This is a genomic window from Leisingera sp. (genome assembly GCF_034669605.1).
Taxonomy (GTDB): Bacteria; Pseudomonadota; Alphaproteobacteria; order Rhodobacterales; family Rhodobacteraceae; genus Leisingera.
Genome location: NZ_JAXMOX010000023.1, coordinates 1 through 14720 on the forward strand (window position 1 = coordinate 1; position 14720 = coordinate 14720).

Annotated in this window: 14 protein-coding genes; 5 read left to right on the forward strand and 9 right to left on the reverse strand. The window is 63.9% G+C overall.

Translation table 11 applies throughout. The annotated features are described in order from the left end of the window. From VOI29_RS04600 to VOI29_RS04610, 3 genes are all read right to left on the reverse strand, one after another. Positions 1 to 321 (reverse strand): RidA family protein (locus VOI29_RS04600; protein WP_323776284.1); only part of this gene is annotated, 321 nt, incomplete at its 3' end. Positions 322 to 529: 208 nt separating this feature from the next. After that, entirely contained in the window at positions 530 to 1834 is a 1305-nt protein-coding gene (locus VOI29_RS04605; RefSeq protein ID WP_323776285.1) for an HlyD family type I secretion periplasmic adaptor subunit, read from the reverse strand. Next, on the reverse strand, positions 1831 to 3564 hold the full coding sequence (locus VOI29_RS04610) for a type I secretion system permease/ATPase (protein WP_323776287.1): 1734 nt from the start codon (positions 3562 to 3564) through the stop codon (positions 1831 to 1833). Before VOI29_RS04610 ends, VOI29_RS04605 begins: the two co-directional genes overlap by 4 nt. Before the next feature lie 162 nt (positions 3565 to 3726). Here VOI29_RS04610 and VOI29_RS04615 point away from each other — a divergent pair, with 162 nt between their 5' ends. Both VOI29_RS04615 and VOI29_RS04620 read left to right on the forward strand, forming a co-directional pair. Next, a complete protein-coding gene (locus tag VOI29_RS04615) occupies positions 3727 to 4488 on the forward strand; it encodes a VacJ family lipoprotein (RefSeq protein ID WP_323776289.1) in 762 nt (253 codons plus the stop codon). A 2-nt stretch (positions 4489 to 4490) separates the two neighbouring features. Then, complete coding sequence (locus tag VOI29_RS04620; protein ID WP_323776291.1) at positions 4491 to 5078, forward strand: ABC transporter substrate-binding protein; 588 nt, start codon at positions 4491 to 4493, stop codon at positions 5076 to 5078. Positions 5079 to 5263: 185 nt separating this feature from the next. On the opposite strand, the gene VOI29_RS04625 is transcribed toward VOI29_RS04620, so the two are convergent. Further along, positions 5264 to 7480 (reverse strand): PBP1A family penicillin-binding protein, encoded by a 2217-nt coding sequence (locus VOI29_RS04625; RefSeq protein ID WP_323776293.1) that lies wholly within the window; start codon positions 7478 to 7480, stop codon positions 5264 to 5266. A 271-nt stretch (positions 7481 to 7751) separates the two neighbouring features. Here VOI29_RS04625 and VOI29_RS04630 point away from each other — a divergent pair, with 271 nt between their 5' ends. Then, positions 7752 to 8105: a P-II family nitrogen regulator gene (locus VOI29_RS04630; RefSeq protein ID WP_024091228.1), complete on the forward strand. Its 354-nt coding sequence runs from the start codon at positions 7752 to 7754 to the stop codon at positions 8103 to 8105. Positions 8106 to 8130: 25 nt separating this feature from the next. Further along, positions 8131 to 9465: an ammonium transporter gene (locus tag VOI29_RS04635; protein WP_323776296.1), complete on the forward strand. Its 1335-nt coding sequence runs from the start codon at positions 8131 to 8133 to the stop codon at positions 9463 to 9465. Positions 9466 to 9589: 124 nt separating this feature from the next. On the opposite strand, the gene VOI29_RS04640 is transcribed toward VOI29_RS04635, so the two are convergent. After that, a complete protein-coding gene (locus tag VOI29_RS04640) occupies positions 9590 to 10774 on the reverse strand; it encodes an amino acid aminotransferase (RefSeq protein ID WP_323776298.1) in 1185 nt (394 codons plus the stop codon). Next, complete coding sequence (gene sseA / locus VOI29_RS04645) at positions 10774 to 11628, reverse strand: 3-mercaptopyruvate sulfurtransferase (RefSeq protein ID WP_323776300.1); 855 nt, start codon at positions 11626 to 11628, stop codon at positions 10774 to 10776. The genes VOI29_RS04640 and sseA overlap by 1 nt, the downstream gene beginning before the upstream one ends. Before the next feature lie 281 nt (positions 11629 to 11909). Here sseA and VOI29_RS04650 point away from each other — a divergent pair, with 281 nt between their 5' ends. Beyond that, the gene (locus VOI29_RS04650; RefSeq protein WP_323776302.1) at positions 11910 to 12353 is read left to right on the forward strand and encodes a hypothetical protein; all 444 of its coding nucleotides are present in this window, start codon (positions 11910 to 11912) and stop codon (positions 12351 to 12353) included. A 259-nt stretch (positions 12354 to 12612) separates the two neighbouring features. Here VOI29_RS04650 and smpB read toward each other — a convergent pair whose 3' ends face one another. From smpB to VOI29_RS04665, 3 genes are all read right to left on the reverse strand, one after another. Beyond that, positions 12613 to 13095, reverse strand: a complete 483-nt coding sequence (gene smpB / locus VOI29_RS04655) for an SsrA-binding protein SmpB (protein ID WP_024091233.1) — start codon at positions 13093 to 13095, stop codon at positions 12613 to 12615. 45 nt (positions 13096 to 13140) lie between these two features. After that, positions 13141 to 13995, reverse strand: coding sequence for a DMT family transporter (locus tag VOI29_RS04660; RefSeq protein WP_323776304.1), 855 nt, complete (start codon positions 13993 to 13995; stop codon positions 13141 to 13143). Between the two features lie 84 nt (positions 13996 to 14079). Beyond that, entirely contained in the window at positions 14080 to 14640 is a 561-nt protein-coding gene (locus VOI29_RS04665; RefSeq protein WP_323776306.1) for a helix-turn-helix domain-containing protein, read from the reverse strand. Positions 14641 to 14720 lie beyond the last annotated feature (80 nt).

Consider the following 14720-nt stretch of genomic DNA (forward strand, 5'->3'; position numbering starts at 1 on the left):
CGGCTGACCGGTGAAATCAGGTGCCGAATTCACAAAGGCGCCCAGTTTGACCACGCGAACAAGCCGGTCCAGATCGCCGCCGCAGGCCGCTTTGAGCTGGGCCAACAGCGCAATCGCCGAACGTCTTGCTGCGGCCTGGCCCGCCTCAACGTCCATATCAAGGCCCAGCTTGCCAGCGATCACACCGTTTTCATCGGCGGAAACCTGGCCCGAGATATAGACCATGTCGCCTGCGACGACATAAGGCACATAGTTGGCCACCGGGGCCGGTGCGTCGGGCAGGGTCACGCCCAGTTCTTTCAGTTTTGCTTCAATGCTCATGGCCGGTTTCCTTCCAAGTCTTTGCTGGCCGGGACGCTACCCGGAGCGGCGGAATTCGGAAAGAGAAAATGCGCAGCGCTGGCGCGGCTTTACGCCACCCCGGCACAACCCCAGCGGCACCGCCGGGAGAGACCGTTTCCCAGTAAGGGAAACGGTCAGGAAAAATCGCATGCTCAGATCCGAAAACCGGGCCGGTTCCCGGCTTCGATCAGCTTTCGCGGAAGGCCTTGTTGAAATAATCGGCCAGCGGCTTGACCAGATAGGCCAGCGGCGAGCGGTCGGCGGTGCGGATGTAGCTTTCCACCGGCATCCCCGGAATCAGCACCGTGCCCGCAGGCAGGCGGCCGCGCTCGCCGGGATTGAGCTCGATCCTTGCCCGGTAATAGGAAACCCCGCTGCCCTGATCCTCGAAGGCATCCGCCGAGACCTGGGTGACATGGCCGAACAGCTCCGGCGTCGAGCGCTGGTCCAGCGCCGAGAACCGCAGGGTCACCTGCTGGCCGGTGTAGAGCTGGTCGATATCGGTCGGCGCCACCTGCGCCGCAATCACCAGCGGCCGGTCCTGCGGCACCAGGTACAAAACCGGATCGGCCGGCCGGATCACCGAGCGCGGCGTCTGCACCTGCAGCCCGTAGACAATGCCGGAGACCGGCGCGGTGATCTCCAGCCGCGCCAGCCGCCCTTGCAGCGAGCGGCGGTTTTCGGCCAGCTCCAGCTCCTGGTAGCGCAGGTCGCGCAACCGGCTGATCGCCTCTTCGCGGCGGCTGGTGGCCAGCTTCAGGATCTCGATGTCGATCTCGGTGATACGCCCCTCGGACTGCGCTTCCGAGGCCACCAGCTCGCCCAGCCGCCCCTGCAGATCGGCCTGCGTCCGGCGCAGGTTCAGCACCGTCGCCGCCTGCGCCAGGCCGCGGTCCAAGAGCGACTGCTGGTTCTCCAGCTCCTCGCCGATCAGCTCCAGCTGCACATTCATCGAGGTCTGCTGCGCCTTGACGCCGCGGATCTGCTCCTGGATCTGGGTGCGGCGCTTCTCCAGCTGCTCGATCTCGCGCGCGGTGGTGTCGTTGCGGGCCTCGAACAGGCGGCGCTGGCCCTGCACCAGATCGCTGACATCCGGCAGACGCTCCGCCGCCGCCAGCAGTTCCGGCTCAAAGCGGATCGCGGCAGCGGTGTCGCGCTCGGCTTCCAGCCGGCCGCGGCGCGCCATCAGCTCGAACAGCTGGCCCTCGGTGATCACCAGCTGCGAGGTCAGCTCATTGGCATCCAGCCGGATCAGCGTGTCGCCTTCGGCCACCGTATCGCCCTCCTCGACCAGGATCTCGGCAACGATGCCGCCATCCAGATGCTGCACGATCTGGCGGTTGCGGTCGACCTCGATCCGGCCCGTCGCCACCACCGCCCCGGAAATCGACGACAGCACCGACCAGGAGCCGAAGCCGCCGACCAGCACCAGCAGCGCCAGGAGGCCGATGATCAGCGGCCGCCGGGCCGGCCAGTTGCTGTGCCCGTTCATCGCACGCCTCCTGTGCCAGTGGCCTGGCGGATGGTCTGATGGTTGGCGACCATTTCCTGCAGCACCTTGTCCTTGGGGCCGAAGGCGGTCTGGGTGCCCTTGTCGATCACCAGCAGCATGTCGCATTCCTGGATCGCCGCCGGGCGGTGCGCCATGATCAGCACCGAGCGGCCCTCGGCCTTGATCTGCTTGATCGCCCGGTTCAAGGCAATCGAGCCCTCGTTGTCGAGGTTGGAGTTCGGCTCGTCGAGGATCACGATCACCGGATCGGCATAGAGCGCGCGGGCCAGCCCGACCCGCTGCAACTGGCCGCCCGACAGCCGCCCGCCGGTGGCGGTGACCTTGGTGTCATAGCCGTCGGGCAGCTTCAGGATCATCTCATGGGCGGCGGCCTTGCGCGCCGCTTCCACCACTTTTTCGGCATCCGGCTGCTGCTGCAGCCGGGCGATGTTCTGGGCAATGGTGCCGTCAAACACCTGCACCCGCTGCGGCAGATAGCCGATGTGGCCGCCCAGCACATCCGGCGCGTATTGATCCAGCGCCGCCCCGTCCAGCCGCACCGAGCCGGCCGCCGGCGTCCAGACCCCGGTCAGCGCCCGCGCCAGGGTCGATTTGCCCGAGCCCGACGGCCCGATCACCCCGATCGCCTGGCCCGGCTGCACCCGGAAGCTGACGTTGCGCAGGAGCGGCGTCTTGCTGCCCGGCGGCACCACCGCCATCCCCTGCACCTCCAGCAGCGCCTTGGGTTTCGGCAGCGCCGTGCGCGCGTCCTCCTCCGGCACCTTGCTCAGCAGCTCGGCCAGGCTGTGCCAGCCCTTCAGCGCCCGCTGCACCATCGCCCATTGGCCCAGGCCCAGCTCGATCGGCGCCAGCGCCCGGCCCATCAGGATCGACCCGGCAATCATCGCCCCCGGCGTCACCTCGCCCTGCAGCACCAGATAGGCGCCCAGGCCCAGCATCGCCGACTGCAGGAACAGCCGCAGCGTCTTCGTCAGCGTGGTGAAGCCGCCGCCGGTGTCATTGGCCGTCACACTGTCCGCGAGGGCGGCATCGCGGGCCAGCTTCCAGCGCTGGAACGAGGCGCCGCGCATGCCCATCGACTGGATCATCTCAGCCTCGTTGCGGATCTCCTCGGACATCAGATTGGCCTTGTGGCCGGTCATGCCGGCCTTTTGCTGCGGCGCCCTGGTGAACAGCTGGTTGAGGATGGCAATCCCCACCAGCACCGCGCCGCCCGCCAGCGCCAGCAGGCCCAGCCAGGGGTGGAACAGGGCGATGCCGGCCAGAAACACCGGGGTCCAGGGCAGGTCGAAGGCGGCGGTCAGCACCGGCGAGGAGATCAGCCGCTGCACCGCTTCCAGATCCTGCAGCCCGGTCTGCGCCGCCGGATCCGGCGCCACCGCCGAGCGGCGGATCATCGCATCGAACACCCGGTGGTCCAGCGCCGCCTGCAGCCGCGCCCCGACCCGTGCCATGATCCGGCCGCGGGCGTAGTCCAGCAGCCCCATCATGCCGTAGAGGAACACCACCAGCAAGGACAGCGCCAGCAGCGTCGCCTCCGACCGGCTGCCCAGCACCCGGTCATAGACCTGCATCATATACAGAGGCCCGGTCAGCATCAGCAGGTTCACAAAAAAGCTGAAGACCCCGGTGAACCAGTACAGCCCCCGGCTCTGCCGCCGCACAGAACGAAGCTCATCGTAGCCGCTCTTATAAATGCTTTTATTCATGGTCAGTCTGCAATAGAAGTTCCCGGGCCATCGGCCATGCCTGAGACAGTATCAGATCAGACACAAGCCGGTGAATAAATGTAATTGCACTGGAAATAGGCTGAAGAACCCTTATCTGCGCTCCCAGCCGTCTGTTCCAGCATCAATTGGACACTTAACCGAATGCCTTTTCTTTTGCGACCGCTGAAATTTGTATCTGCGCTGATTTTGGCCGGTGCCGTGGCCGGCTGCGCAACACAGGATCCGGTTGCACGGGCTTCGGGCGAGGTTTTTGACCCCTATGAGCGGACCAACCGCGGGATTCATGCCTTTAACCGCGGCGTTGACCGCCTGGCCTTCCGCCCCGCGTCCAAAGGCTATGTGGCTGTTGTGCCGGCACCGATGGTGACCAGTTTCTCGCATTTCGCCGAAAACCTGTCGATGCCAGGCCAGATGATCAATGCGCTGCTGCAGGGCAATCTGAAACTGGCCGGCAACGCATTTTCGCGGTTTGTGATCAACTCCACCGTCGGCTTTGCCGGGCTTGCCGATCCGGCCAGCGAATTCAATGTGCCGGCAGTCGACACCGATTTCGGCCAGACATTGCACACCTGGGGCGTCGGCGAAGGCGCCTATGTCGAACTGCCCCTGCTGGGCCCCTCCACCAGCCGCGATGCCGTTGGGGTCGCCGTCGATTTCTTTACCAACCCGCTGGGTTACGCCGAGCAGAATACTGCCGACAATATAACGATTTACGCTGAGATCGTGCGCCGCATGGGCGATCGTGGCAATTATTCCGATACGATCGACTCGATTCTCTACGAGAGCGCCGACAGCTACGCGCAATCGCGCCTGATCTATCTGCAGAACCGCAGGTTCCAGCTGGGGGATGGAAAGGAGATCCAGGAGATTGATCCGTTCGAACTGAACACTGAAGGATTCTGATAATGGACCGCCGCAAATTTCTGATAGGCGCTGGCGCCATGCTGGCTGCCGCACCGCAAGCCCTGTGGGCGCTGACCGAGAACCGCGCCAGCACGCTGATCAACAGTCTGGTTGGCGATATCAACCGGGTGATCGATTCCGGCAAGGGCGAGACCGCAATGTTCCGCGAGTTCGAGCGGATCTTCCAGCGCTACAGCGACACCTCCTATATCGCGGCCTACGCGCTGGGTGTGGACGGGCGCCGGGCGTCTTCGTCCCAGAAAAAGGCCTTTTCCAAGGCATTCCAGGGCTATATCTCGCGTAAATACGGCAAGCGCTTCCGCGAATTCATCGGCGGCAAGCTGGAAGTCAAAGGCGTCAAAAAAGTTAAGAAATGGTATGAGGTGAGCACTATTGCCTACCTCAAAGGCCAGTCGCCGTTTGAAGTGACCTTCCTGGTGTCGGACCGCTCAGGCCGGGATCTGTTCTTCAACATGTTTATCGAAGGCGTGAATCTTCTGCTGACCGAACGCACCGAGATCGGCGCCATCCTGGACAGCAATAAAGGCGACATCGATGCGCTGATTGCCGAGCTGAAGCGGCTGAGCTGAGCTCACGCCTCAGCGTATTCCGGAACAGGCTCCCTGCGGGGGCCTTTTTCTTTGCGGCTGGCGGTCCGGCATTTTCTGCGTACCGCAAAAGCTCCCGCCCGTCGCCGCAGCGTCCTGGATGCTGCGCTCCCGTTGGGCCCATGGGGACCATGAGACAAGCGGGAGCCCCCCGTTTTCCTGACTGGTCAGTTGCCGAGAATGTCGCGCAGGATGTTGTCCACCGCGCGGCCCAGTTCCTTGCCCAATTGCGGCCCCTGGCGGCGGCGCTCGCGGCGGGTTTGCTGCGGCGGCGGGGCGATCGGCGCAGGTTCCAGCATCGGCAGCGGTTTGGCGGTAAGGCCATCGTGTACCCGCACCATGGTCTCGCGCCAGATCTCGGCCGGCAGGCCGCCGCCGGTCACACCTGAAAGCGGCGTGTTGTCGTCATAGCCCATCCACACCCCCGCCACATACTCAGCGGTAAACCCGATGAACCAGGCGTCCTTGGCCGCAGATGTCGTTCCCGACTTGCCTGCCGCCTGCCAGCCCGGGATCTGCGCCCGCCTGCCGGTGCCGCCGGCAATCACCTTCTCCATCATCCAGACCAGCTGCTGCGCCGCTTCGGGGCGGATCACCCGCTCGCCGATGCCGCCGCTGGCGCCCATCAGCGCGTCGCTGTCGTTCACCAGTTTCAACTCGGACACACCGTAGGGCGTCACCGAAGAGCCGCCATTGAGAATCCCGGCATAGGCACCGGTCATTTCCAGCAGGCTGCTTTCCGAGGCGCCCAGCGCCAGCGCAGGCCCGGCCGCGAGGTCGCTGTCGATTCCGAAATCGCGCGCCACACGGCTCACCTTGTCGCGGCCCACTGCTTCGGAAATCTTGACCGCCGGCACGTTGAGTGAATCCCGCAGCGCCCGCGCCAGGGTCACCTCGCCATAGAACTTGCGGGTGTAGTTTTCCGGGCACCATTGGCCGGATCCGGGAATTTTCATGCAGTATTTTGCGTCCAGCACCCGGTCGTAGGGCGAATATCCCAGTTCCAGGGCCGTGGCATAGACAAAAGGCTTGAAGGCCGATCCGGTCTGCCGTTTGGCCTGGGTTGCACGGTTGAAAACGCCGTTCACCCGCGTCTTGCGTCCGCCCACCATCGCGCGCACCGCGCCATCGGCGCTCATCACCACAATGGCGGCCTGCGCCTTGGAGCCCGGGCGGACCTTGTTCTCAAAGATGTATTTCAGCGCTTCCTCAGCCGCCCCCTGCAGGCGCTGATCGAGGGTCGAGCGGATCACTACATCCTCCGTCGTCTGATCGCCCAGGAAATCGGGGATGGTGTCCATCACCCAATCGGCAAAATACCCCCCTGCCCGTGCGGCAGCGGCTTCGCTCAGCACTGCCGGGTCGTTCTGGTTCCGCTGCATCTCGGCTGTGGTCAGGTAGCCCTGTTCCTGCATCAGCCGCAACACGGTGGCGGCGCGGTCCTGCGAGCGCTTGAGGTTATTGGTCGGCGCCAGCGACGACGGGGCCGTCAGCAAACCCGCCAGCATTGCGCCCTCAGCCGGATTCAGCTGGTTCGCCGATTTGCCGAAATACCGCTGCGCCGCAGCTTCGGCGCCATAGGCACCGCCGCCCATATAGGCGCGGTTCATGTAGATCGAGAGGATTTCGTCCTTGGTGTATTTGGCTTCCATCGCCAGGGCAAAGATCGCCTCGGTCCCCTTGCGCCACAGGGAGCCCTTACGGCAGTCGGCCTCGTAGGCGCTTTCGCTCTTCCATTCTGCAGGATCATAGACCCGGCCCAGGCACAGCAACTTGGCGGTCTGCTGGGTTATGGTAGAGCCGCCATGCCCCGACAGCGGCCCGCGGCCTTCGCGCAGGTTGATGCGGATGGCGCTGGCGACGCCGCGCGGGGAAATGCCGAAGTGGCGGTAGAACCGCTTGTCCTCGGTCGCGACAACCGCGTTTTTCAGGTGCGGCGAAACCGTATCAGCGCGGATGATCCCGCCGAACTGGTCGCCGCGCCAGGCAAAAACCTCCCCTTTGCGGTCCAGCAGGGTGACCGACCCGCGCGCACGCCCGTCCAGATAGGCCGAAACCTCGGGCAGCTTGGCATATTGCAGCGCCACCGCCAGGCCGACCAGCAGGCAGACCACCATGCCGACCCGCCAGGTAAAGCCCCAGACCAGCCGGAACGCCCAGACAAAGGGCATCAGCAAGAGACCGATGAAGCCGCGTTTCTTCGGCGCCGGTTTCGCCCGCGCCTTTTTACGCGCGAACAGGCCGAACAGGCCGGTCTTCTTGGGCTTAACCTTGCGTGCAGGTTTTTTGCGCGCAGGCTTCTTCGCGGCGGAAGGCTTGCCCTTGCCGCCTGCGGAATAGCGTTTTTCTGCCACCAGAGGCTTGCGCCCGGATCCTTGTGCCATCGTCATGTCCTGCCCGGATTGCCCGTTTGCCGGGACAATACCCTGCGCGCCCCGGTTTGTAGAGGGGCAGAATCCCGGGCTTTCCCCCTTTGCCAGATGGCCGTTTTTTAAGCGAAGCCGGTCAAAGGCGCAAAATTATTGTGCGCACGCAGAAAGACACGCGGAAACTTGCTGGCTTTGGGCTTTGCACCGCTCGCGACGGCGGTTTTGCTGCAGGTGCACAATGCATCGGCACAGGGCCGGAGCAGCGCGGAAACCAAGGGATGCAGAGATGAAGATGATCATAGCCGCCATCAAGCCCTTCAAGCTGGACGAGGTCCGCGAGGCGCTGACCGGTCTTGGCGTGAGCGGGCTGATGGTCACGGAAATCAAGGGCTTTGGCGCCCAGGCGGGCCACACGGAAATCTACCGCGGCGCCGAATACGAAGTGAATTTCGTCCCCAAGCTGAAGTTGGAACTGGTGGTGCCCGCCGATCAGGCCGACCAGGCCATCAGCGCGATTTCCGAGACCGCCCGCACCGGAAAACTTGGGGAGGGCAGGATCGGCGACGGCAAGATTTTTGTTCTGGATGTGGAACAGGCCGTGCGGGTCCGCACCGGCGAAACCAACCTCGAGGCGCTGTAAGGCGCCCGGCATGGAGGAAAGACCTATGAAGAACCTCAAACTCCCCCTCGCGGCCCTGGCACTGGCCGCGCTGCCGGGACTGGCGCTGGCCCAGGACGGCCCCGCCCCCGGCGTGAACCCCGCGACCGATACCGTGTTCATCCTGAACTCGCTGCTGTTTCTGATCGGCGGCTGCCTGGTGTTCTGGATGGCTGCCGGCTTTGCCATGCTGGAGGCCGGCCTGGTGCGCTCCAAGAACGTAACCATGCAGCTGACCAAGAACATGGCGCTGTTTTCCCTGGCCGCCGTGTTCTACTGGCTGATTGGCTATAATCTGATGTATCCGCTGGGCAACTGGGCGGTCGACGGCGTGCTGTCCGGTGTCTTTGGCCCCGGCGTGCTGGAGGCGGTCGGGATCACCGCGGAAGGTGCCGACGACTATTCCTATGCCACGACCGGCTCGGATTTCTTCTTTCAGCTGATGTTCTGTGCCGCCACTGCCTCGATCGTTTCGGGCACTTTGGCAGAACGCATCAAGCTGTGGCCCTTCCTGATCTTTACCATCGTGCTGACGTCGGTGATCTACCCATTCCAGGCAAGCTGGAAATGGGGCGACGGTTTCCTGGAGCAGATGGGCTTCCTGGATTTCGCGGGCTCGACCGTGGTGCATTCGGTGGGCGGCTGGGCCGCGCTGACCGGGGCGCTGATCCTGGGGCCGCGCATTGGCAAGTACAAGGACGGCAAGACCATTCCGATGCCCGGCTCCAACCTGGCGCTGGCAACGCTTGGGACCTTCATCCTGTGGATGGGCTGGTTCGGCTTCAACGGCGGCTCGCAGCTGGCGATGGGTTCGATTGGCGATGTAGCTGACATCAGCCGGATCTTCGCCAATACCAATGCCGCTGCAGCGGGCGGCGCGGTGGCCGCATTGGTTCTGACCCAGCTCCTGTTCCGCAAGCCGGACCTGACGATGATCCTGAACGGTGCGCTGGCGGGCCTGGTGGCGATCACCGCCGAGCCGCTGACTCCGGGCCTGGGCCTATCCACTCTGATCGGCGCCATCGGCGGGGTGATCGTGGTCTTTGCGGTGCCGTTCCTGGACAAGCTGCAGATCGACGACGTGGTGGGCGCCATTCCGGTGCATCTGTTCTGCGGTATCTGGGGCACTGTTGCGGTCGTGCTGTCGAACCCCGACGCGACACTGCTGAAACAGCTGACCGGGATTGCCGTAGTGGGGATCTTCACCATCGCCGCCTCGGCCGCAGTGTGGATCATCCTGCGGGCCACCAGCGGCATCCGGGTGGAGGAAGAGAATGAGGTCAACGGGCTGGACATGGCAGAACTGGGCATGGAGGCCTATCCGGAGTTCTCACCCAGCTGACTCCTTGCACGGCATTGAAACAAAAGGACGGCGCTTTCATGGGGCGCCGTCTGTGCATTTGCAGCCCGCAAAAGAAAAACGCGCCCCTGAAAGGAGCGCGTTTCGGGATGTTCTGGCGGCGGCCTCAGACGCCGGCGTCGACGATTGCCTTGGCCAGCACCGGAACGGTCTGCGCATTCAGGCCGGCGATATTCAGGCGGCTGTCACCGACCATGTAGATGCCGTTGTCCAGCCGCATCTTCTCGACCAGATCCGGCGTCGTACCCAGGAGCGAGAACATGCCGCGGTGCTGGGCGATGAAGCCGAACCGGTCCGAGCCGGTCAGCCGCTGCAGATCATCTGCAAGGCTTTGGCGCAGGTCCAGCATGCCGAGGCGCACCTCTTCCAGCTCTGCCGCCCAGTCGGCGCGCAGGGCCTCGTCGTTCAGGATCATCGTCACCAGACGCGCACCGTGGTCCGGCGGAAAGGAGTAGTTCTGCCGGTTCAGGAACGCCAGGGTGCCCTGATTCAGTGCCTGCGCCCCCGCGTCATTCGACACCGCCATCAACAGGCCGGTGCGCTCGCGGTAGATGCCGAAATTCTTGGAGCAGCTGGCCGCGATCAGCACCTCGGGGCAGCCCGCGGCCACCAGGCGCACGCCCCTGGCATCTTCCTCCAAACCGTCGCCAAAGCCCTGATACGCGATGTCGATCATCGGAATCAGGCCGCGCGCGTTCAAAAGCGCGATGACCTCTTTCCACTGGGGCTCGTTCAGATTGGCGCCGGTCGGGTTATGGCAGCAGCCGTGCAGCAGCACCACGTCGCCCTTCTGAGCGCCCTTCAAGTCTTCCATCATGCCGTCAAAGTTCACACCGCGGGTGTCGCGGTCGAAATAACGGTAGGTGACGGCCTCAATGCCGACATAGTTCAGGATCGACACATGGTTCGGCCAGGTCGGGTCTGAAACGAACACCCGGGCCTTGGGATTGGCCATAGTGATCAGTTCAAACGCCTGGCGCACAGCCCCGGTGCCCCCGGGGGTCGCAGCCGCCGCGATATTTTCACGCGCTACCGCATCGCCCAGGATCAGATTGACCATCGCGTCGCCATAAGCCGGATCGCCGGCCAGACCGACATAGGCCTTGGTGGTCTGCTCTTCCCACAGCTTGTGCTCGGCCGCCTTGATCGCGCGCATCACCGGGGTGACGCCCTCGGCGTTCTTGTAGACGCCGACGCCAAGATCGATCTTGTCCGCGCGCGGGTCGTCGCGGTACATCTGCATCAGCGCCAGAATCTTGTCGGCGGGCTGGGGTTTCAGGGTCTCGAACATCAGTTCTCTCCGGTAGCAACGGGAAGGGTCGGGAAGGCACCCCATTCCGCCCACGAGCCATCATAGACCGCATGATCGGTCTTGCCGATGCGCTCCAATGCAAGGCTGAGGACGGCGGCGGTGACACCCGAACCGCAGGTGGTAATCACAGGTTTGTTCAAATCGGCACCGGCTGCGGCAAATTCGGCGCGCAGCCTCTCTGCATCCTTCATGGTGCCATCCGCATTCAGCAGGCGGCCGAAGGGCACGTTTTTCGAACCAGGGATGTGACCCGCCCGCAGGCCTTCGCGCGGTTCCGGCACCTCGCCGCGGAACCGCGCGGCGGCGCGGGCGTCGATGATTTCATGGTCGCCCAGCTTGGCCGCGGAAGACACCTGTGTCAAATCGCGCACCATGTGGTTTTGCACCCGCACGGTCATATGGCGGTCGCGGATCACCGGCGGCAGGTCCTCAACCGGGCGGCCTTCGGCCTGCCATTTCGGGAAACCGCCATCCAGCACCGCAACATTGGCCTGCCCCATCAGGCGGAACAGCCACCAGACGCGGGCGGCGGAAAACAGGCCCGCTCCGTCATAGACCACCACTTGGTGGCCGTCGCCCACGCCCATCGCCCGCAGGCGGGACATGAATTTTTCAACCGGCGGCACCATATGCGGCAGGTCCGAGCGGTGGTCGGAAACATCATCGATATCGAAAAAGCGCGCGCCGGGGATATGGGCCGCGTCAAATTCCGCCTTGGGATCGCGGTCTTCCTGCGGCAAGTACCAGGAAGCGTCCAGCACCCGCAGATCCGGATCCTTCAGATGGGCGGCCAGCCAGTCGGTGGAAACCAGTGTCTTTGGATCATCCTGCATCAAAGCGTCTCCCTTTCTGCGCATGCGCTATGGGTACATCTGGCGGCACAGCGGCGCAAGGCCGCGGCGCCCTCTGCCTGCGGTTCCAAAATTCTTGCGAGCCGTTAATGGAACGTTAACGGCATAGGCCCAAGTTTCAGCATTTCATTGCAAAGGCCCATTGTATGCCCGCTTTCCGCAGTTTCCTTACCGCCTTTCTGATTGCAGCGGGCATATTCAGCCCCGGCACCTTGCTCGCAGAATGCGTGGAGATCGGAAAAACATGCATTGGCAGCAACGACTTGACGGCAAAGGTCCGGATTGGAAACCACACGCCGGACCTGCGGAAACCAAACCAGTTCACTGAGCAGGCCGATCTTACCCTGATGGCCGGGCTGCCGTTCAAGTACCGTGTCGGCCTGTCGGCTCTCGCTGCGCTGCCAAAGCTTGAAAAGCTGGCCTTGGTGAACATCACAGCGCCTGACCTTGCACCGCTCGCCCGTCTGCCGCAGTTGAAGCGGCTCAGCCTTGATTCTGTCCGCGTGTCCGAGTTTACCCCGCTGACCCGGCTGACACAGTCTGAGCACCTCTCGGTCTGGGGGGCAGTCGGCCTGCCCGCCGGAACGCTGCAACCGCTGCTGGAGGTCGAAACCCTTCGGATTGTCTATACCGGCCCTGTTTCCGCTTCGCACAGGCGGCTGCTCGGGAAAGGCAACATCGCTCAGTACCTCACAGGCACCCCCTAGCTGGTGCAACTGCTGCACAGTGGGATCCTGACCTGAGACCGGCAGCACAATCGCAGCGCCCGTCAAGATCAATCCCGGCGAGGACGTGACAGGTCATGTTTCCCGTATCGAGGGGCACGGCGGGCGTGACAGGCAGAATGCCCGCAGCGCCGCTTCAGGCTATGGTGCCAGCCGGCAGGCGCATGATCCCGGCTTCTTTCTGGTGGACATACTCAGGGTGAATCGGCCGCCCGGCCAAGTGGGCAGCGCCCTCCCCTGGTCAGCGCGCGTCCTTCAGAAGCCGCTGCTTCTGGCGGGACCAGTCGCGCTTAGCCTCGCTCGCCCGTTTGTCGTGGTTTTTCTTACCCTTGGCGATGCCCAGCTTTATCTTGGCCCGGCCCTTGTGATTGAAATACAGAACCAGCGGCACCAGGGTCATCCCCTTGCGCTGGGTGGCGTTCCACAGATCCGACAGCTCCTTGCGCGACACCAGCAGCTTGCGGCGGCGGCGCTCTTCATGCTTAAAGACCTTGGCCTGTTCATAAGGCGGGATATAGGCATTCACCAACCACAGTTCGCCGTTCTCCACCGCAGCATAGCTGTCTGCGATGTTGGTACCGCCGCCGCGCAGCGCCTTGACTTCGGACCCCTCCAGCATGATGCCGCATTCGATATCGTCTTCGATCGCGTAATCGAACCGTGCCCGCCGGCTCTCGGCGATCACTTTGTAATTCGGATCGGATGTCTGCTTCTTCTTGGCCATGGGAGGCAGATGTAAGGCGGCGCGGCGGCGGGCGCAAGGCGCGCTTCACCGCTTCCGGCTGCGCAGCAGCGTGAAAACACCACTGCCGACAATCACTGCGCTGCCGATCAGGGTCAGCGCATCGGGCCGCTCGCCGAATACCAGCACCCCCAGCACCATGGCAAAGATCAGCCTGGTGTACCGGAACGGCGCAATCACCGCGATTTCCCCCGCCCGCATCGCACCGGACAGCGCGTTATAGGCAATGACGCCGGTCGCCGTGGCCGCCGTGATCTGCAACCAGTTGCGCGGCGCGGGCCAAACCGCCCCGCCGGTCCAGCCCAGCGCGATCACACCGGCAAACGCCAGCATGGCAAAACCGAGGAAGCCCAGCTGGTTGTTGCTCATGTCCTTGGGCGCCGCGCGGGTAGCCAGATCCCGGCCCGCAAACCCCAGCGTTCCGGCAACGGCAAACAGCGAGGCAGGTTCAAACCCGCTCAGGCCCGGACGCAGAATCAGCAGCACGCCCACGAACCCCAGCCCGATCGCCAGCCAGCGCCGCCAGCCTACCGTCTCGCCAAAGAACACCACCGCGCCCGCCGCCGCCACCAGCGGCGTTGCCTGCAGAATGGCCGAGGCCGAGGACAAAGGCGTCAGCGCAATCGCCAGCGTATAGCACAGCCGCCCTGCCACCTCCGCAACAGAGCGCAGCAGCATCGGGCGCGTGCTGAATCCCGGATGCCACGGGGCATGTCCTTGCGCACGCGCCATCGCGGCAAAGACCGCCATGCCGCCCAGGCCGAAGAGGATCAGGATCTGCCCCACCGGCAGGCTGCGGGCTGCGGATTTGATGAACATGTCTTCCAGGGCAAAGGCAGCCATGGCCAGCGCCATCAACAGGCTTCCGCGCAGCGTATCCATACAAGACCTTTCCGGGAAACGGCTTCAATTCAATGTCACGGTCACTTGGTAGGCCGCACGCCGGCGATGCACAAGTGAAGGATGTCACCCCGGCTGCGGCAGAACCGCCTGACGGTAGTGATGCATGTTGAGGAACACCGCGCCGCTGCCGCCGCTGCGGTAGCCATGCGGTTGATCGGCGGCGAAGCGCAGCCCCTGACCGCTGTCCAGCGGGGTCCAGCTGCCGCTGCGCAGCACTTCCATCTGACCCTGCAGCACAAAGACCTCCTCGGTGACACCGGCATCATGGGGCTGGGACTGGTGGCATTGCCCCGGTTGCAGCGTCACCTGAAAGGTCTCAGCCCCTAGCAGCGGATCAAAGGGAAACACCATCTTGACCGCGATGCTGCCGGGGAACTGCACCGTCTCATAAACACCCTCAGCCTGGCCCACGGGCCGCGTTGCCTCGCCGATCAGCGCGGTCAGCGGCAGGTGAAAGCCCTTGGCGATCTTCCACAGGGTGGCAATCGTCGGGCTTGATTCGCCGCGCTCGATCTGCCCCAGCATTGCCTTGCTGACGCCGGTCGCCTCCGCTGCCTTGCTGAGGCTAAGCCCAGCCGCCGCACGGATGTCCCGCAGGTTCAGGGTGATGGTTTCATCGCTCATAAGTTCCGCCGCTCAAAAAACACTTGTGCGTTATAACGCACGGTGTGTATTGTGCGCTATAACGCACAATATCCCTAGCC

Bases quoted from the DNA above. Each gene is read 5' to 3' on its own strand.
- VOI29_RS04605 (WP_323776285.1), bottom strand. From the start codon at position 1,834: ATGAACGGGCACAGCAACTGGCCGGCCCGGCGGCCGCTGATCATCGGC.
- VOI29_RS04610 (WP_323776287.1), bottom strand. From the start codon at position 3,564: ATGAATAAAAGCATTTATAAGAGCGGCTACGATGAGCTTCGTTCTGTG.
- VOI29_RS04615 (WP_323776289.1), top strand. From the start codon at position 3,727: ATGCCTTTTCTTTTGCGACCGCTGAAATTTGTATCTGCGCTGATTTTG.
- VOI29_RS04620 (WP_323776291.1), top strand. From the start codon at position 4,491: ATGGACCGCCGCAAATTTCTGATAGGCGCTGGCGCCATGCTGGCTGCC.
- VOI29_RS04625 (WP_323776293.1), bottom strand. From the start codon at position 7,480: ATGGCACAAGGATCCGGGCGCAAGCCTCTGGTGGCAGAAAAACGCTAT.
- VOI29_RS04630 (WP_024091228.1), top strand. From the start codon at position 7,752: ATGAAGATGATCATAGCCGCCATCAAGCCCTTCAAGCTGGACGAGGTC.
- VOI29_RS04635 (WP_323776296.1), top strand. From the start codon at position 8,131: ATGAAGAACCTCAAACTCCCCCTCGCGGCCCTGGCACTGGCCGCGCTG.
- VOI29_RS04640 (WP_323776298.1), bottom strand. From the start codon at position 10,774: ATGTTCGAGACCCTGAAACCCCAGCCCGCCGACAAGATTCTGGCGCTG.
- sseA (WP_323776300.1), bottom strand. From the start codon at position 11,628: ATGCAGGATGATCCAAAGACACTGGTTTCCACCGACTGGCTGGCCGCC.
- smpB (WP_024091233.1), bottom strand. From the start codon at position 13,095: ATGGCCAAGAAGAAGCAGACATCCGATCCGAATTACAAAGTGATCGCC.
- VOI29_RS04660 (WP_323776304.1), bottom strand. From the start codon at position 13,995: ATGGATACGCTGCGCGGAAGCCTGTTGATGGCGCTGGCCATGGCTGCC.
- VOI29_RS04665 (WP_323776306.1), bottom strand. From the start codon at position 14,640: ATGAGCGATGAAACCATCACCCTGAACCTGCGGGACATCCGTGCGGCG.